Genomic DNA, 17,294 nt, shown 5'->3' with positions numbered 1-17,294 from the left:
GTCAGGCGGGGAACACCTGGACGTGGTCGGCGGCGACCCGCAGGCGCACCTGGTCTCCTGGCGACAGGCCGGCGGCGGCCCTGGACGGCACGTCGGCGAAGATCACCGAGGGGCCCGCCTGGGCGTACACGCGGGTGGTGGCGCCGAGGAACACCGTCACGTCGACGACCGCCCGCGCGCCGGGGCCGTCCGCGGCCAGCTCGACGTCCTCGGGGCGGAACATGCACAGGACGCGCGGCGCGGGCGCCTCGACGTCGAACGCGCCGCCCGCGGTGACCCGGCCGTTCACCGCGTCGAGTTCGAGGGTGTTGCGGTTGCCGACGAAGCCGGCGGCGAAGCGGGTGGAGGGCGCGGTGTAGATCTCCGCGGGCGGCCCGCACTGCTCGATGTCGCCGGCGTTCATCACCGCGACCCGGTCGGAGATGGCCAGGGCCTCGGCCTGGTCGTGGGTGACGAAGACGGTGGTGATGCCGACCTGGTGCTGGATGCGGCGCACCTCGTCGCGCAGGCGGTGGCGTACCTGGGCGTCCAGGGCGGACAGCGGCTCGTCCAGCAGCAGCACCTCGGGGCGGGGGGAGAGCGCGCGGGCCAGGGCGACGCGCTGCTGCTGGCCGCCGGAGAGCTGGTTCGGCAGGCGGTCGGCGAGGTGGTCGAGGCCGACGAGGTCGAGCATCTCGGCCACGCGGTCCCTGACCTCCTCCTTCGGCCGCTTCCTGACGGTCAGGGGGAAGGCGACGTTGCCGCCCACGGTGAGGTTCGGGAACAGCGCGTAGGACTGGAAGACCATGCCGATGGGCCGCTTGCGCACCGGCACGCCGGCCATGTCGGCGCCGCCGATCGTCAGCCGCCCGCCGTCGAACCCGGTCAGGCCCGCGATGCAGCGCAGCAGCGTGGTCTTGCCGCAGCCCGACGGGCCGAGCAGGGCCAGCAGCTCACCCTGCTCGACGCTGACGCTCACGCCGTTCAGCGCGGTGTGCCCGGCGTAGCGCTTGGTGATGCGGTCGAGTACGACGTGGCTCATGGAGTGGTGCCCTTCTGGACCGGAGCGGTGGCCATGGACGCGCTCACCCGGCCGCGGCCGAGCCAGACGACCAGCGCGGACAGCGCGAACAGCAGGCCGAAGGTGAAAATGGTGACGACGGCCAGCGCGTTGGGGTCGCCGAGCGTCCGGGAGACGAACTGCCTGGCCGACCAGAGCGGCAGCGTCTCGTAGCTGACGCCGGTGAGGATCTTGGCGAGCGCGAACTCGTTCATGGCGGTCGCGATGACCAGCAGCGCGCCGGAGACGACGCCGCCGCGGATCGCCGGCAGGATCACGCCGACCAGCGTGCGGGCGGGCCCGGCGCCGCACGTGGCGGCGGCCTCGCTGAGCTGGACGGCCCCCGCCGCCAGCAGCGAGCTCTCCACCGCCCGGTACATGAACGGGAACGCGATCGCCGCGGTGGCCGCGGCCAGCAGCCAGAACGTGCCGAACAGCTCGGGCGCGACCGACTTGGTGACGAGCTGCAGCCCCGCCCCGACGACCACCCACGGGACGGCGAACGGGATCACCGCGATCGTCTGGACGATCGACCCGATGCGCGGGTTGTGCACGACCGACCAGTACGCGGCCGGCACCACCAGCACGATCTCGATCACCACGACGACCGCCGAGAGCACGAGCGAGCGGCCGAGCGCGGCCATGACGTCCGGCTCGGCGAACACGCCGGCCCAGTGGGCCAGGGTGTAGCCGTCGGGCAGCGGCGTGTCGGTCCAGCGGGTGGCCACCGAGTACAGCAGGGCGGCCAGCAGCGGCAGCCCGAAGTAGACCGCCAGCAGGCCGAGGAAGACGCGCCGTCTCACAGCCACCTCGCAGCGCGCCTGAGCGAGAGCCGGTAGAGCAGCGTCGCCCCGATGGCCAGGATCATGAGCAGCACCGACAGCACGGCGGCCCGGCCGAGGCCGAACACCGAGGACTCCAGCGTGCTGCCGATCTGCAGCGTGATGAGCTTGGTCGCGCTGGGGGAGGAGCCGATGGCGTACGCGACGGCGTAGACGCCGATCGTCCAGGTGAAGACCAGCAGCCAGCCCGCGATGACGAACGGCGCGAGCACCGGCAGGCCGACGTACCGCCAGAACTGCCGTCGCGTGGCGTGGCAGACCGCGGCGGCCTCCTGCCAGTCGTCCTTGAGCACGCTGAGCGCGGGCAGCGTGAGCAGCACGAACATCGGGACGTTGAAGTACAGGTAGACGACGTTCATGCCGTTGAAGGAGCCGAGCGAGGGGAACGGGTTGTCCTCGATCCCGAACAGGCCCTTGAGCACGAGCGTCAGCATGCCGGTCGAGCCGATCAGCGCGACGAAGCCGAAGGCCAGGCCGATGCCGGCGAAGTTCGAGGCGACGTTCATCAGCGACAGCCAGAAGGCCCGGCCGCCGAGGCGCATCCGGGTGATCAGCCAGGCGGCGGGCGCGCCGAGCGCCGTGGCCAGGGTGGCCTGGGTCAGGCCGAGCGCGAGCGAGCCGCCGATCGCCTGGCGGTCCACCGGGTTCCGCGCCACCTTGACGATGTGGTCGAGGCCGTAGCCGCCGTCCGGCAGGGCGAAGGTGTCGTGCAGCAGCCGCAGCGCCGGCAGCACCAGCGTGGCCAGCGTGAACAGCAGCAGCGGCAGGGCCGGGCCCCAGGCGGTGAACAGCCTGCCGGGGGCCCTGCGGCGCGCGGCGGCCGGGGGAGCCGCCACGGACTCCGTGATGTGGGACGTCACGCGAGGACCTTCGCCTCCCAGTCGGCGACGATCTGCTCGGGATTGACCTTCGTGATCTCGATCTCCTTGACCGGCGCGTACGACTCCTCGGGCAGCCAGTTGGCCTTGGCGTCGGCCGGGAGTTGCAGGTCGCCGTTGAGCGCGCGGACGGGCCGGGCGCCGAACTTGGCGAACAGCGTCTGGGCCTCGTCGGAGAGCACGTAGTCGAGCAGGCCCTTGAGGAAGTCGCCCTTGGCCGTGTTGTACTTGTTGATCATCATTCCGGACGGCGACCAGACCGAGCCGTCGGAGGGGATGATCACCTCCACGTTGACGTTCTTGGCCTTCAGCGCGGCCTTCTGGGCCAGGCCGTTGAAGTCGTAGTTGATCTGGATCGGGGCCTCGCCCTTCTCCAGGGTCTCCTCGCTCATCTTGACGTCGCTGAGGTTGCCGGCGTCCTTGAGCTTCTTGAAGTAGGTGTAGGCGGGGGTCAGGTCGTCCACCGAGCCGCCGGCCGCGACCGCGGCGGCGACGACCATGGCCTGGCCGGTGCCGGAGGAGGCCGGGTTCTTGATGGCGATCTGGCCCTTGTACTCGGGCTTGAGCAGGTCCTGCCAGCTCTTGGGCGGGTTGCTCACCTTGTCGGTGTTGACCACGAACGCGGGCGCGCCCACGAACGTGGCGACCCAGCCGCCCTTGCCCTTCTGCCAGTCCTTCAGCTTGGCCGCCGACGGCGGCAGGTACGCCGGCACCACGCCCTTGGCCTCGGCCACCGGCCCCCACATGAGGCCGATGTCGCTGGCCGTGCCGATCGGGTTGTCCTTCTCGGCGTCGAACTTGACGATCTCCTCCGAGGAGGACATGTCGGTGTCCTTGTGGGCGCAGGTGCCCTGGTACTTGGCGCAGAACGTCTTGACGACCTCGCCGTAGTTGGCCCAGTCGGGGGCCAGGCCGTAGGTCGGCAGGTCCTTGCCCTGGGCGGCGATCTTGCCGGTGTCCGGGGCGGCGGACCAGTCGTATTCACCGGCGCCGGCCGAACTGCCGCACGCGGTGAGGGCGAAAAGGGATGAGGCGGCAATTACCGCCCATGTGCGATGCTTCATCTGGACCCTCGGTTAATTCCGGGTGAATTCGACAAGTGCCGTGAGCAGGTCTTTTCCCCGGCATGTCTAGTGCAGCGGAACGGTCCGGCCAATGCGTGATTTGCCTATCGCCGCTATAGGCGGAGCCGTATAACGGCTGCCTATCGGGGGCATCGGTCTAATCCCCCTTGTCCGGAACATCCCAGGCCGTGAGGCTTTGCCGTATCAGAAGTTGACCGGAAAGGAACCCGATGGCGACGATCCCGAGTCGCTACCTGCTCAACCACATCGGCGGCGAGTGGCGTGCCCCCGAGAGCGGGCAGACCCGGCCGAACATCAACCCCGGCGACCTCTCCGACCACATCGGGGACTTCGCCGAGTCCGGTGGCGCGGACGTCGAGCTGGCCGTGGAGGCCGCCGCGGCGGCGATGCCGGAGTGGAAGGGACTCGGGCCGATCAAGCGCGCCGAGTACCTGTGCGCCGCCGAACGCCTGATCGAGGAGCGGGCCGAGGACTTCGCCCAGGCGATCACGCGTGAGCAGGGCAAGCTCATCAAGGAGGCGCGCGGCGAGGTCAGGCGGGCCCTGGCCATCCTCGACTTCACCGCGGGCGAGGGGCGCAGGCTGAAGGGCGAGACGCTGCCCGCCGAGGAGCCGCGCACGTTCTCCTACACCTTCCGCGCGCCCATCGGCGTGGTCGGCCTGGTGACGCCGTGGAACTTCCCGCTCGCCATCCCCATGTGGAAGGTCGCTCCCGCGCTGCTGGCCGGGTGCGCGGCGGTGCTCAAGCCGTCGCCGTTCACGCCGCTGACCTCGGCGCTGCTGGTGGAGGCGTTCGTGGACGCGGGCGTCCCGGCCGGGGTGCTCAACCTCGTGCAGGGCGACATCGCGGCGGGCGAGGCGCTGGTGACGCACCCGCGCGTGGCCGGGATCAGCTTCACCGGCTCGCTGCCCGTGGGCCTGGCCATCCACCAGGCCGGCGCGCCGCGGCTGCTGCGCACCCAGCTCGAACTGGGCGGCAAGAACGCGGTCCTGGTGCTCGCGGACGCCGACCTGGACAAGGCGGTCAAGGCCACCGTGTTCGGCGCGTTCGGGCAGTCGGGGCAGCGGTGCAGCGCCACCTCCCGGGTGATCGTCGACCGGGCCGTCAAGGAGGAGTTCCTGACGCGGCTGGTCGCCGAGGTGGCCCGGCTCAAGGTGGGGCCGGGCCTGTCGGAGGAGGCCACGATCGGCCCGGTCGTGAACGAGACCCGCATGCGCGCCTGCCTGGACGCGGTCAAGGCCGCGCAGGAGGCCGGGGCCAAGATCGCCGTCGGCGGCGAGCGGCACACCGAGGGCGTGCCCGAGGGCTGCTACGTGCAGCCGACCGTGCTGCGTGACGTGCCCTGGGACAGCGAGATCGCCCAGGAGGAGATCTTCGGCCCGGTGTTGTCCGTGGTGGACTGCGACGGCTTCGACGACGCCATGCGCATCTCCAACTCGGTCAGGTACGGCATGAGCGGCACGATCTTCACCCAGGACCCGGCGACCATCTTCGAGGCCCTGGACCGCTTCGAGGCGGGCATGCTGCACGTCAACCGGCCCGGCGTCGGCGCGTACGCGCACCTGCCGCACATGGGCGCCAAGCTGTCGCAGTTCGGCCCGCCCGAGTGCTCGCCGCAGGTCTGGGACTTCTACACCGAGTGGCGGTCCGCGTGCATAAGTTACTGACGGCCGCCGAGGCCGTCGCCCGGCACGTCCCCGCCGGGGCCGTCGTCGGGATGGGCGGCCAGAACATCAACCGGTGCCCGATGGCGCTGGTGCACGAGGTGATCAGGCAGGGGATCGGCGGGCTGACCGTGGTCGGCTGCAACCTGTCGCTGCCGCTCGACATGCTGGTGGCCGCGGGCCTGGTGGCCCGGACCGAGCAGGGCACCGGCAACCTGGAACGTTACGGCACGCTGTTCGCCTGGCGCCGGGCCGTCGAGCGCGGCGAGGTCGGCGCCGGCGACCACTCGCACCTGGCGATGGCCACCCGCTTCGCGGCGGGGGCCGTCGGGGTGCCCTTCCTGCCGACGCGCAGCCTGCTCGGCACCGACCTGCTGGCCGACCTGGTCTCCGACGGGGTGGCGGTGGAGTCGGCCGATCCGTGGACGGGCCGGCCGGTCGTGCTGCTGCGGGCGATGACGCCGGACGTGGCGATCATCCACGCGAACCGCGCCGACCTGGCCGGGAACGTCGTGATCGAGGGGGTCACCTCCCACGAGGTGGACATGGTCAGGGCCGCCCGCGCCACGATCGTGTCGGCCGAGGAGGTGCTGCCCGCCGGGGCGTTCGCCGACCGGCCCGAGCGGGTCACCATCCCGGAGGCGTACGTGACGGCGGTCGTCCACCAGCCCTTCGGCGCCTTCCCGACCTCCGTCTACCGCGCGTACGACTTCGCCGAGCCGGAGATCAAGGAGTACCAGGCGCTGGGCCGGGCCGGGGACGCCGAGCTGCGTGAGTGGATCGGGGCCAACCTGGGCGCGTCCTTCGACGACTACCTCAGGGCCCGCGACCCGGCGGGCACGCTCAGGGCCGGGCTGACCGAGCAGATGGGGAGGCTGGTGTGAGCGCCGAGTGGACCGCCCTGCCGCGGGAACTGCTGGTCGTCGAGGGCGCCCGGCAGATCCGCGACGGCGACCTGGTGATCGTCGGCACCGGCCTGCCGCTGCTGGCCGCCACGCTCGCCCAGCGCACCCACGCGCCGGAGGCCAAGCTCGTCATCGAGTCGGGGGTGATGTTCCCGAAGGTCGTGCCGACGCCGGTGTCGGTGGTCGATCCGCGGCTGATGCGCGGCGCCGCGCGGCACGGGTCGCTGTTCGAGGCGCTGGGCGGGCTGGTGCAGCGCGGGTTGGTCCGTACGGGGTTCCTCGGCGGGGCCCAGGTGGACGAGTACGCCAACATCAACTCCACCTGGGTCCCGAGGCCGGACGGCTCGCGGGTGCGGCTGCCCGGCAGCGGCGGCGCCAACGACATCGCCAGCCACTGCCGGCAGGTGGTGATCCTGACCGACCACGAGAAGCGGCGCTTCCCCGCCCGCTGTGACTACGTCACCAGCCCGGGGTTCCTGGGCGGGCCGGGGGAGCGGGCCAAGGCCGGGCTCGGGCCGTTGCGCGTCAAGGTCGTCACCGACCTGTGCGTGATGGAGGCCGAGGACTCGGCGCTGACCGTGACGGCGCTCATGCCGGGGGCGAGCGTCACGGACGTACTAGACAACACCGGCTTTACCCCGAAATTTCGGGATTCGTTGGAAATTGTGGTGCCGCCGGACCCCGACGACCTCCGCCTGCTGCGCGAGGAGATCGACCCGGCGTGCGTGTACTTCCCTGAAAGGAAAGGCCGTTGACCGACAAGAAGCCGTTCGCCTGGGAGACGGCGATCGCCTGGAAGAACAAGGACCGGATCGTCGTGCGCGGGTACGACGTGAACGAGCTGACCGGCAACATCTCCTTCGCCGAGCACTTCCACCTGGTGCTGCGCGGCGAGTTGCCGACCCCCGAGGTGGGCCGGATGACCGAGGCGATCCTGGTGAACATGGCCGAGCACGCCATGTCGCCCTCCTCGGCCACCGTGCGCTTCGCCACCTCCGGCGGCGCCGAGCTGAACGCGGCCGTCGCGGCGGGCGTCGCCGGCATCGGCCGCCTGCACGGCACCGCCGACCGGCCCGCCGAGATGTTCCTCGCGGTCGGGGAACGGGCCGAGCGCGACGGGCTGAGCGACGAGGAGGCCGCCGCCAAGGTCGTCGCCGAGATGCGCGAACGCCGCGAGCGCATGCCCGGGTTCCACCACGCCCAGCACATCCGCGACCCGCGCACCGCCCGCCTGCTGGAGCTCTCGGACGAGCTGGGCGTCACCGGCCGGTACGTCCGCATCGCCCGCGCGATGGAGGAGGCCACCGAGGGTGTCTTCGGCCGCCGGATCTGGCTCAACGGCCCCGGCTCGATGGGCTGTGTCGGCCTCGACATGGGGTACGAGCCGCTGCAGCTCAAGGCCATGTTCATCGTGTGCAGGTCGTTGTCGCTGTGCGCGCACTCGATCGAGGAGATGACCAGGGAGAAGGGCTGGCGGGCCTCCGCCAACTCCGACATGGTCCAGCCGCTGGGCCTGTCGATGCAGGGGCCGGACCACTACGACGGCCCGGCCGACCGCACCCTGGCCTGACCCGGCCCGGCCTGGCCCGGCCCGGTCTGACCGCTGACGGCGCCTCCGTGCCGCCCCTTGACACCCGCGTCCCCATTGGAGGAGCGTGGGTGCCCCAAGGTGTTCCGTAAACGGAACGAGGCATGGAGGTGCGGTCATGCGGCCCAATTCCCGGTTCGCGCAGGTGCAGCCGTTCGACATCGACAAAGTGGCCGCGGCCGCCGGGGCGGACGCCGACGTCCTGCGCCTGGAGAACCTCGACACCGACGTCCCGCCGCCGCCGTCCGCCCTGGCCGCGACCAGGCGGTCACTGGAGGAAGGGACGGGCAACAGCTGGCTGCCGTTCACCGGGCTGCCGGTGTTGTGCCAGGCGGTCGCCGCCGAGCTGCGGGCGCGTACCGGGCTCGACTACGACCCCCTGCGGCAGGTCTGCATCACCTCCGGCGGGACGTCGGCGGTGATGCCCGTGCTGCTGGCCACGACCGAGCCGGGCGAGCCCGTGCTGCTCACCGACCCCACCTACGCCGGGCTGCTGCAGCGGGTGCGGCTGTCGGGCGCGCGTCCGCACCTGGTGCCGCTGCTGGTGCAGGACGGGCGCTGGCGGCTGGACCGCGAGGCGCTGGCCCGGGTGCCCGCCGCGGCGGCGCTGCTGCTGATGAGCCCGTCGATGCCGTCGGGCGTGGTCTTCGACCGGGAGGACTGGCAGGCGGTCGCGCGGGTGTGCGAGCGCACGGGCGCGTACCTGATCTACGACGCCGCCATGGAGCGCATCGTCTTCGACGGCCACCCGCGGATCAACCCCTGCCAGGTGGACGGCCTGGCCGAGCGCACGATCATCATCGGGTCGATGTCCAAGGAGTACCGGATGATCGGCTGGCGGATCGGCTGGGTCGCCGGCCCGGCCGACATCATGTCCCGGATCATGGTCGCGACCATCTACAACACCACCGTGGCCAGCGGATACCACCAGTACGGCGCCGCCGCCGCGCTCACCGACCCGGCGGGCGCGGGCGTGGCGGAGGCGGCGGCCGAGTACCAGGCCCGCCACGACACCGTGCTCGCCCAGCTCGACGGGCTGCCGGTGGTCCGGGCGGGCGGCGGCTGGTCCGTCCTGGTGGACGCCGAAGCCATGGGGCTGACCGCCGAGGACCTGTCGGCCCGCCTGCTGGACCGCGGACGCGTGGCGGCCACCCCCATGACGGCCTGGGGTGACAGCGTGGCCCCCCGGTACGTCCGCCTCGTCTACAGTGCCGAGCCGGTCGGCCGCCTGGCGGAGCTGCGGGCCCGCTTCGACGCGGCGCTGTCCTGACCCGGCGTCAGCGGGGAAGCCGGTCGCGCAGGAAGGACTCGAACGTGCGCAGGCCGGGGTGGCGGGCGCGGAGCGCGGCGATGTCGGCCTGGTAGCCGCTCTCCAGGAACCACTCGTACATGCGCTCGCCGCCGGGCGCGGTCTGCTCGAACCGGGTGGGCGTGCCGGTGACCCGCTGGTAGACCTCGGCGATCTCGGCGCCGGTCAGCTCCTCGCTCGCGATCTCCAGCGCCCGGCCCGCGTACTCCGCCGGACGCTCGAACGCCTCCGCCGTGAAGTGGGCGATGTCCTCGGGCGCGACGAGCTGCATGCGCCGGAACGGCAGCGCGATGACCCGCTCGTCCCCGGCGGGCTCGGCGTAGTGCAGCAGGTTCGTCATGAAGAACGCCGGGCGCAGCACCGTCGCCCGCAGGCCCAGCCCGGCGATGTGCCGCTCGATCGCCCACTTGCTCGCGAAGTGCTCGATGCCGGTGTCGCGCTCGGCGCCGCCGACCGAGCTGTAGACCAGGTGCGCCAGGCCCAGCCCGGCGGCCAGGTCGGCGGCCGCGACGCCCTGGCGCACCTCGCGGGCCAGCTCCTCCTCCGTCACGGCCAGGGCCTGCACGCTGAACACGCCGTGCACGCCGGTCATGGCCGTCCGGAGCGAGGCGGGGTCGTCCAGGTCGCCCTTGGCCAGGGTGGCGCCGAGCGCGGCCAGGGCCTGGGCGGCGTCCGAGGCGGGGTCCCTGACCAGGGCGCGGACCGTCCAGCCGCGGGCCAGCAGGGTCCGGGCGACCGCGCCGCCCTGGTTGCCGGTGGCGCCGGTGACCAGGACCGTCCTGGCCCGTGCGGGCAGCAGCAGGGTCTTCCCGGTGACCGCGCGGGCCTCGACGGCGGCGTGCGCCTCGGCCGCCGACTCCAGGGGGAGCACGTTGCCGACCGTGGGACTCAGGCGGCCGGCCGCGGCCAGCTCCAGGGCCTCGCGGGCCAGCTCGCGCGGGTCGGCCGCGGGCCAGGCGACGGCGGTCACCCGGGGGTCGGGGGTGGTCATGGGGCCGCCGGCCATGCCGTACACGCTGAGCCGGCCGCCGTCCTTCAGCAGGTCCTGCGCCTGGGCGCCGATCTCGCCGCCCACCCCGTCGAAGACGACGTCCAGGCCGCCGGTCGCGGCGCGCACCTCGTCGGCCCAGCCAGGGGCGGTGTAGTCGACCGTCAGCTCGGCGCCGAGGCGTGCGGCCAGCTCGCGCTTGGCGGCGCTGCCGGCCGCGCCGACCACGCGCGCCCCCGCGGCGTGGGCGAGCTGCACCAGCAGGCTGCCCACCCCGCCGCCGGCCGCCTCCACCAGCACCCACTCGCCGGGCCGCGGCGCGGCGGCGCGGACCAGCCCCACGGCGGTGCGCCCGTCGGCCAGCAACGCCACGGCCTCGCGCGGCGACAACCCGGCGGGCACCGGGATCAGGTCCTCGGCGGCGGCCACCGCCAGCTCGGCATAGCCGCCGGACCCGCCGAGCGTGGTGACCACCAGGGAGCCCGTCAGCGCCGCGGCCACGCCCTCGCCCACCGCCAGGACGGTGCCCGCCACCCCGTTGCCCAGGATCGCGGGCAGCTCAGCCGCGCGCGGCCCCCGTCCGGCGCGCACCTGCGTCTCCACGAACGTGACGCCCGCGACCGCCACCTCGACCAGCACCTGACCCGGCCCCGGGACGGGGTCGGGCACCTCCTCCACGACGAGCGACTCCGGGCCGCCGAGCTCCCGCAACACCACCGCACGCATGACAGACCTCCTTTATCGGAGCGAATCGCTCCGAAAGGAACCGTATATCGGAGCGCAGTGCTCCGCAATATTCTGTACGGCATGGCAGGACGCGGCAGGCAGGCCGAGGCGGCGCGGAACGATCTGCGGCTGCTCCAGGCGGCCCACGAGGTGTTCACGACCCAGGGGTTCGACGCGCCGGTCTCGGCCATCGCCAGGCAGGCGGGCGTCGGCATGGGCAGCCTCTACCGGCGCTACCGCACCAAGGAGGAGCTGCTCCAGCGGCTGTGCCTGATCGCCATGGAACGCGTGGTCGACAACCTGGAGTCGGCCCTGGCCGAGCCCGACCCGTGGACCGGGCTGGAGGCGTACGTGCGGGCCTGCGTGGCCGGCCGCTCCGGCGCGCTGGCCCCGGTGGCGGGCACGATCGAGGTCACCGACGAGATGTGGCGCACCTCCCGCCGGGCCACCGAGCTGGCCGGCACCCTCGTCGCCAGGGCCCGCGAGGCCGGCGCGCTGCGGCCCGACGTGACCACCCTCGACGTCTCGCTGCTCATCGAGCAGTTCAGCAGGCCCGCCCCCGGCCCGCCGAGCGAGGAGCACCAGCGGGTCAAGGAGCGCCTGCTGGCCATCGCGCTCGACGGCCTGCGCGCCCCCGGCGCGACCCCGCTGCCCGGCGAGCCACCGAGCGCGGAGTGGTACGAAGGACGCTGGCGGACCGCCCGGTAGGTCTACGGTGGGACGGTGGCCTTCAATGACCTGCTGAAAGACCTCCAAGACAGCGCCGGAGCACAGGCGGCGGGCATCAGGCGCGGCTACGGCGGCCCGCCCGCCCGGACGATGAGCGTGCGCTCCGGCCCGGCCCGGTTGCGCTGCGCCTCGCTGCTCAAGCCGCTCTACGCCTGGGTGGCCGCCGACCACATCGACGACGCCGACCGCTGGCGCCGCCACGCCGAGCCCGCCGTGGTCGTCTCCTCCAACGCCGACACGCTCAGCCTCTGGCTGTCCATCGGCCCCCGCGTGCTGCTGGACGACCTCTACCGGCGTACCGGCGTACGGTGGGCACAGCCGGGCGGCGACCCGTCACGCTTCGGCTCGGTGGAGGTCTCGGCCGAGGAGGTCGCCGCCGCCTACGCCGTGTTCGCGCAGGCCGCGGCGGCGGGCGACCCGGTGGCGGCCACCGTCCTGGCGTGGATGCGGCAGGTGACGGGCGAGCAGACGTTCGGCGCCCGCGAAGCGCTCGGCTCGCCCGAGGCCGGGGTCAAGTGCGGCTGGTACGGCGCCCCCGACGAGACCTGCCTGCGCACCCACGCCGTCGCCGTCCTGCCGCGCGGCGGCACCCGGGCCACCGTGGTCGTGGCGATGACCGCGCTGCCCTACACCGGCGAGCGCGACCGCGAGTCCTACCACGCCCGCATCGCCCAGGGGCTGCCGGTCGAGTCCGTGCACGAGGGCCTGGCCGGGCCGCTGCTGCGGGGCCTGATGTCCACCACGCTGGCCGAGCTGGGGCACCAGCCCCGATAAGGTCGTGGTCGTGCTGATCACAGTGCTGGGCGGATGCGGGGCTTGGCCGGCGGCGGGCCAGGCGTGCAGCGGATATCTCATCGAGCACGACGGGTTCCGCGTGCTCGTCGATCCCGGCTACGCCACGCTGCCGCGGCTGCTGGAAACCACGCCGGCCGAGCGGGTCGACGCCGTCCTGGTCAGCCACGGCCATCCCGACCACTGCTCCGACCTCAACCCGCTGCTGCGCGCCCGCGCCCTGGGCGACGCCCCGCCGGCCGCGCTGCCCGTGCACGCGCCGCCCGGCGCGCTCGACGCCGTGCTCGCGCTCGACCGGCGCGGCATGCTGGCCGGCAGCTTCGAGCTGCACGACCTGGAGCCGGGCGCGCCGCGCGAGATCGGCCCCTTCCGGCTCGACGCCTTCTCGCTGCCGCACCACGTGCCCAACGCCGGGCTGCGGCTGAGCGCGGGCGGCCGGGTGATCGCCTACACCGGCGACACCGGCCCGTCCGCCGACCTCGTCACGCTGGCCGCGGGCGCCGACCTGCTGGTGGCCGAGGCCACCTATCCCGAGCAGGTGCCCGGCGAGGACGCCCCCTACCTGTCCAGCGCCGCCGACGCGGGCCGCACCGCCGCGGCGGCCGGGGTCGCCCGGCTGCTGCTCACCCACCTGTGGCCGGGCACCTCGCCCGAGCCGGCGCTGGCGGCGGCGGCCAGGTCCTACCCGGGCGACCTCGCGGTGGCCACGGCGGGCCGCACGATCGAGGTGTAGCGACGGGTTCAGCGGCGGGCGGCGGCGGTCCAGCGACGGGTTCAGCGGCGGGGTCGGCGGCGGGTCAGCGGCGGGCGGCGGCGCGCAGGGCGGCCACCACGTCGGCCAGTTCCGGCGGCTCGACGCCGTAGGGCATCTCCTCGGCCCAGGTGTGGCCGCGGTAGACGCCGAGCTCCTCCTCGGTGAGCGCGGCGGGGGTCACCCGCGGGCGCGCCTCGTCGAAGATGGCCAGGAAGAACGGCTCGGTCTTCACGTAACGCACGCCCAGCCAGGAGAAGTCGCGCTCGACGTCCACCCGGTGCTCGCCGACGGCCGAGCCGGGCAGCCCGGTCTCCTCGGCCAGCTCGCGCCGGGCGGCCTCCAGCGGCGTCTCGCCGGGGTCGAGGCCGCCGCCCGGCGGTTCCCACACGTCCGTGCCGCTGACCGGGTCGTACCAGTGCATGAGCAGGACGCGCCCGTCGCGGTCGAGGCAGACGACGCGGGCGGCGGGACGTTGGCTACTGCCCATTTGGGCCCCCTTTTCCCTCTATGACGTCCATCGGAAAGACGCTCTTCACGCACCCGCCTGACGCTGGAGATCCTTCAGCCGGATCACCCAGCACTCAGCGAGGAGTACGTCCATGCAACGATGGCGCATCCTGCCCGCTCTCGTGGCCGCGGCCGTGTCGGTCCCCGCGCCGGCGGCCCTGGCGAATCAGGCGGCCGATCCCGCACCCGCTCCCGAGGGCAAGGTCCTCAACGGCGCGACCGCCCTGGCCGCGCCCGTGCCCGTGCCCGACGTCCCGAACGGCATCAGCAGCGACAAGGTCCTGGTGATCGGCCTCGACGGGTTACGCCACGACCGCATCGCCCCCGCCGACGCCCCCAACCTCGACGCCCTGATCAGCGGCGGCACGTTCGGCACGAGCCTGCTCTACACCAGCCCGATGGCCGCCACCTCCAGCGGCCCCGGCTGGTCCACGATCGCCACCGGCGTCTGGCCCGACCTGCACGGCGTCAAGGACAACACCTTCGCCGGCAAGCACTACGACCGCTACCCCGACTTCCTGACCAGGCTGGAGAACACCGGCGCCGGCCACTCCACCTACGCCGCACTCGACTGGAAGCCGCTCGCCGACCAGGGCACGTTCGGCCCCCGGATCGACGCCAGGGTGGTCCTGGACGGCGACGCCGACGGCTACCCGGCCGAGGACGAGCGCCTCACCCAGGTCAGCGAGACCGTCCTGCGCACGAAGAACCCGGACGCCGCCTTCGTCTACCTGGGCGCGATCGACATCGCCGGGCACGGCAGCGGCGCAGGCTCGGCCGCCTACCTGGCCGCGATCCACGACGCCGACGCCCGCATCGGCCGGTTGCTGGCCGCGGTCAGGGCCAGGCCGACGTACGCGAGCGAGCGCTGGACGGTGATCGTGGCCACCGACCACGGGCACACCGACGCGGGCGGGCACGGCGGGTCCTCGATCGAGGAGCGCCGCACGTTCGTCCTGGCTTCCGGGCCGGGCATCGCCGCCGGGGCGCGGCCGGCCGACACGCGCCTGGTGGACGTGACGGCCGCGGTCTTCACCGGGCTGGGGCTGGCCGTGCCGGGCGGGATCGACGGCCGGCGGGTGGACACCAGGACCGGCGACCCGTTCGAGGGCGTCGCGCTGTCCGGCAGGACCGACGAGACCGGCATCCCGGCCGGCCTGCTCGGCTACTCGCACACGCCGCCCGCGGGCTGGTCGGTGGACGCGTCCAGGATGCCGTCGGGGGGCGTTCAGGAGTGGCGCGGCTGGGCGTTCACCACGGACGAGTTCTGGTCGCGGGCGGCCCGTGACCAGCAGCGGGAGCTGAACGTCCGGTCCAGGGGCACCTTCGCGGTGGCCGACTCCGACGAGTGGGACGACAAGTCGCACGGGACCGGGACGTTCGACTCGACGCTCGTCTCGCCCGCCTACACCGTGACCGGCCGGACGTCCGTCACCCTCGCCTACGCCACCCACTACCGCGTGGACGGCGCGCAGAAGGCGCAGGTGCTCGTGTCGTTCGACGGCGGCGCGGACACGCTGGTCAAGAACTACACGGCCGACGCGGTCGCCAGGAACGAGTCGCTCGCGGTGGCCGTGCCGGCCGGGGCCAGGTCGATGAGGGTCAAGTTCCACTACTTCGACGCGACCAACAACTGGTACTGGGCGGTGGACGACCTGCGCGTCTCCTGACCGCGCGGGCGGGGCCCCGCCTTCGGGCGGGGTTCCCGGTCAGGGGTTGCGGGCGGCGATGGAGGCGTTGAGCGCGGTGGCGAAGGCCGTCCAGCCGACGTAGGGCAGCAGGGCCAGCCCGGCGCGGCGGTCGGCGCGCAGGAAGCGGCGCAGCAGCACGAGGTTGGCCGCGTCGAGCGCGACGATGTCGGCCAGCGCCAGGCGCGGGGAGCGAGCGCCGAAGAACAGCGGGGTCCAGGCGGCGTTGAGCGCGAGGTTGGCGCCCAGGGCGCGGGCCAGGCCGGCCCGGTCGTCGCCGCTGGTCAGGGCGCGCGCGCCGGCGTAGGCGATGAGGGCGTAGACCGGCGTCCAGACCAGGCCGAACGCCTGCGTGGGCGGCTGCCAGCGGGGCTTGCGCAGCCCGCGGTACCAGTCCGAGCCGGAGGAGGTGGCCAGGCTGCCGAGCGTGGCCGTGGCGGTGACCGCGGCCGTGGTGGCGAGGAGGTTACGGGCGAACGGGCGCATCTGCATGGCCCTGCCCCTACCCGCCCAGCCTGCCGCATGCCCTAGGCGCCCTCCGGCTCCTCGACGACGAGGGCGAGCAGGCCGGGGAACCGTTCGTCGAACTCAGCGCGGCGCAGCCGGTTGAGCCGGCGGGCGCCTTCGTCGCGCTGCTCCAGCAGGCCGACCTGGCGCAGCACCCCGAAGTGGTGGCTGAGCGTGGACTTGGCCACCGGCAGGTGGGCGAACGTGCCGCAGGCGCGCGCCCAGTCGGGCTCTCCGGCCAGCTCGCGGACGATGCGGCGGCGGACCGGGTCGCCGAGCGCGTCGAGGGCGGCCTGCAGCGACACCTCGACGGGCGAGGTGTGGGTCAGGCCGCGCGCTCTGTTCGATGGCGGTCGAACATTGGTGTAGTGTTCCATCTCGATCGAACATCCTAGTCGAGGGAGCGGCCATGGAGACCGGGCACTTCGGGGTGTGGCACCCGCTGATCGGCAAGGCCCCCGCCGAGCAGGCGCGGCGCGCGGCGGCCCAGATTGAGCGGCTGGGCTACGGCTCCGTGTGGATCAACGAGGGCCGGCAGAGCAAGGAGCCGCTCACCACCGCGGCCGTCCTGCTGGCCGCCACCACCCGCGTCGCGGTCGCGACCGGCATCGCCAGCATCTGGGGCCGCGACGCGACGGGCATGACGGCGGGCGCGAAGACGCTGGCCGACGCCTTCCCCGGCCGTTTCGTGCTGGGCATCGGGGTCAGCCACGGCCCGCTGGTCGGCAGCCGCGGCCACGCCTACGACAAGCCGCTGAGCGCGATGCGCGCCTACCTCGACGGCATGGACGCCGCCGAGGAGGGCCTGCCCGCGGCGCGGGCGCCCCGGCTGCTGGCGGCGCTGCGGCCGCGGATGCTGGAGCTGTCCAGAGACCGGGCCGACGGCGCCCACACCTACTTCGTGCCGCCCGAGCACACCGAGCAGGCCCGCCGCGTCCTCGGCGGCAGCCGGCTGCTGGTGCCCGAGCAGGCCGTGGTGCTGGAGACCGACCCGGCAAGGGCCCGCGAGATCGCCCGCGCCCACCTGGCCTACTACCTGACCCTGCCCAACTACCTGGGCAACCTGCGCGCCCTGGGCTTCACCGACGCCGACTTCGCGGGCGGCGGCAGCGACCGGCTGGCCGACGCCATCGTGGCCTGGGGCGACGAAGGGCAGGTCGCCGCGCGGTTGCGGGCCCACCTCGACGCCGGGGCCGACCACGTGGCCGTCCAGCCGCTGTCGCCGGGCGCCCCCGACCTCGACGACGCCCTGGGCCAGCTCCAGCGCCTGGCCCCGGCACTCGGCCTCTGATC

18 protein-coding genes are annotated in these 17,294 nt (G+C 73.4%); 10 read left to right on the top strand and 8 right to left on the bottom strand.

Annotation, left to right across the window (positions count from 1 at the left end):
- Position 1 precedes the first annotated feature (1 nt).
- From ABT158_RS33980 to ABT158_RS33965, 4 genes are read right to left on the bottom strand one after another with little or no spacing between them, the layout of a single operon-like run.
- The gene (locus ABT158_RS33980) at positions 2-1,021 is read right to left on the bottom strand and encodes an ABC transporter ATP-binding protein (protein ID WP_352360535.1); all 1,020 of its coding nucleotides are present in this window, start codon (positions 1,019-1,021) and stop codon (positions 2-4) included.
- Positions 1,018-1,842, bottom strand: a complete 825-nt coding sequence (locus ABT158_RS33975) for an ABC transporter permease (RefSeq protein WP_352360533.1) — start codon at positions 1,840-1,842, stop codon at positions 1,018-1,020. The genes ABT158_RS33980 and ABT158_RS33975 overlap by 4 nt, the downstream gene beginning before the upstream one ends.
- Positions 1,839-2,741, bottom strand: a complete 903-nt coding sequence (locus ABT158_RS33970) for an ABC transporter permease (RefSeq protein ID WP_352360531.1) — start codon at positions 2,739-2,741, stop codon at positions 1,839-1,841. Before ABT158_RS33970 ends, ABT158_RS33975 begins: the two co-directional genes overlap by 4 nt.
- Positions 2,738-3,823 carry an extracellular solute-binding protein gene (locus ABT158_RS33965; RefSeq protein ID WP_352360529.1) on the bottom strand — a complete coding sequence of 362 codons (1,086 nt, stop codon included), beginning with the start codon at positions 3,821-3,823 and terminating at the stop codon, positions 2,738-2,740. Before ABT158_RS33965 ends, ABT158_RS33970 begins: the two co-directional genes overlap by 4 nt.
- 230 nt (positions 3,824-4,053) lie before the next feature.
- On the opposite strand from ABT158_RS33965, the gene ABT158_RS33960 reads away from it, so the two are divergent.
- The 5 genes from ABT158_RS33960 to ABT158_RS33940 all read left to right on the top strand — a co-directional run bounded on the left by ABT158_RS33960 (position 4,054) and on the right by ABT158_RS33940 (position 9,271).
- Positions 4,054-5,511, top strand: coding sequence for an aldehyde dehydrogenase family protein (locus ABT158_RS33960; RefSeq protein ID WP_352360527.1), 1,458 nt, complete (start codon positions 4,054-4,056; stop codon positions 5,509-5,511).
- Complete coding sequence (locus tag ABT158_RS33955; RefSeq protein WP_352360525.1) at positions 5,496-6,392, top strand: CoA transferase subunit A; 897 nt, start codon at positions 5,496-5,498, stop codon at positions 6,390-6,392. The genes ABT158_RS33960 and ABT158_RS33955 overlap by 16 nt, the downstream gene beginning before the upstream one ends.
- Positions 6,389-7,168: a CoA-transferase subunit beta gene (locus tag ABT158_RS33950; RefSeq protein WP_352360523.1), complete on the top strand. Its 780-nt coding sequence runs from the start codon at positions 6,389-6,391 to the stop codon at positions 7,166-7,168. The genes ABT158_RS33955 and ABT158_RS33950 overlap by 4 nt, the downstream gene beginning before the upstream one ends.
- Positions 7,165-7,983 carry a citrate/2-methylcitrate synthase gene (locus tag ABT158_RS33945; RefSeq protein ID WP_352360521.1) on the top strand — a complete coding sequence of 273 codons (819 nt, stop codon included), beginning with the start codon at positions 7,165-7,167 and terminating at the stop codon, positions 7,981-7,983. Before ABT158_RS33950 ends, ABT158_RS33945 begins: the two co-directional genes overlap by 4 nt.
- Before the next feature lie 136 nt (positions 7,984-8,119).
- Complete coding sequence (locus ABT158_RS33940) at positions 8,120-9,271, top strand: pyridoxal phosphate-dependent aminotransferase (RefSeq protein ID WP_352360519.1); 1,152 nt, start codon at positions 8,120-8,122, stop codon at positions 9,269-9,271.
- A gap of 7 nt (positions 9,272-9,278) precedes the next feature.
- On the opposite strand, the gene ABT158_RS33935 is transcribed toward ABT158_RS33940, so the two are convergent.
- The gene (locus tag ABT158_RS33935) at positions 9,279-11,024 is read right to left on the bottom strand and encodes an NmrA family NAD(P)-binding protein (protein ID WP_352360517.1); all 1,746 of its coding nucleotides are present in this window, start codon (positions 11,022-11,024) and stop codon (positions 9,279-9,281) included.
- Positions 11,025-11,105: 81 nt separating this feature from the next.
- On the opposite strand from ABT158_RS33935, the gene ABT158_RS33930 reads away from it, so the two are divergent.
- From ABT158_RS33930 to ABT158_RS33920, 3 genes are read left to right on the top strand one after another with little or no spacing between them, the layout of a single operon-like run.
- A complete protein-coding gene (locus tag ABT158_RS33930; protein ID WP_352360515.1) occupies positions 11,106-11,732 on the top strand; it encodes a TetR/AcrR family transcriptional regulator in 627 nt (208 codons plus the stop codon).
- 15 nt (positions 11,733-11,747) lie between these two features.
- The gene (locus ABT158_RS33925; RefSeq protein ID WP_352360513.1) at positions 11,748-12,527 is read left to right on the top strand and encodes a hypothetical protein; all 780 of its coding nucleotides are present in this window, start codon (positions 11,748-11,750) and stop codon (positions 12,525-12,527) included.
- A 10-nt stretch (positions 12,528-12,537) separates the two neighbouring features.
- Complete coding sequence (locus ABT158_RS33920) at positions 12,538-13,278, top strand: MBL fold metallo-hydrolase (RefSeq protein WP_352360511.1); 741 nt, start codon at positions 12,538-12,540, stop codon at positions 13,276-13,278.
- Between the two features lie 64 nt (positions 13,279-13,342).
- Here ABT158_RS33920 and ABT158_RS33915 read toward each other — a convergent pair whose 3' ends face one another.
- Entirely contained in the window at positions 13,343-13,786 is a 444-nt protein-coding gene (locus ABT158_RS33915; protein ID WP_352360509.1) for an NUDIX domain-containing protein, read from the bottom strand.
- A gap of 112 nt (positions 13,787-13,898) precedes the next feature.
- Between ABT158_RS33915 and ABT158_RS33910 the strand changes: the two genes are divergently transcribed.
- Positions 13,899-15,476, top strand: a complete 1,578-nt coding sequence (locus ABT158_RS33910) for an alkaline phosphatase family protein (protein WP_352360507.1) — start codon at positions 13,899-13,901, stop codon at positions 15,474-15,476.
- Positions 15,477-15,515: 39 nt separating this feature from the next.
- Here the strand turns inward: ABT158_RS33910 and ABT158_RS33905 are convergent, their stop codons facing one another.
- The gene (locus tag ABT158_RS33905; protein ID WP_352360505.1) at positions 15,516-15,986 is read right to left on the bottom strand and encodes a TspO/MBR family protein; all 471 of its coding nucleotides are present in this window, start codon (positions 15,984-15,986) and stop codon (positions 15,516-15,518) included.
- Between the two features lie 35 nt (positions 15,987-16,021).
- On the bottom strand, positions 16,022-16,378 hold the full coding sequence (locus ABT158_RS33900; RefSeq protein ID WP_352360503.1) for an ArsR/SmtB family transcription factor: 357 nt from the start codon (positions 16,376-16,378) through the stop codon (positions 16,022-16,024).
- Positions 16,379-16,410: 32 nt separating this feature from the next.
- Between ABT158_RS33900 and ABT158_RS33895 the strand changes: the two genes are divergently transcribed.
- Positions 16,411-17,292, top strand: coding sequence for a TIGR03620 family F420-dependent LLM class oxidoreductase (locus ABT158_RS33895; protein ID WP_352360501.1), 882 nt, complete (start codon positions 16,411-16,413; stop codon positions 17,290-17,292).
- The last annotated feature ends 2 nt before the right edge of the window (positions 17,293-17,294 follow it).

This window comes from Nonomuraea sp. NPDC001636 (assembly GCF_040298265.1).
GTDB lineage: Bacteria > Actinomycetota > Actinomycetes > Streptosporangiales > Streptosporangiaceae > Nonomuraea.
Note: the sequence above shows the minus strand (reverse complement) of the source record. Positions and strands in the feature narration are given on the sequence as shown.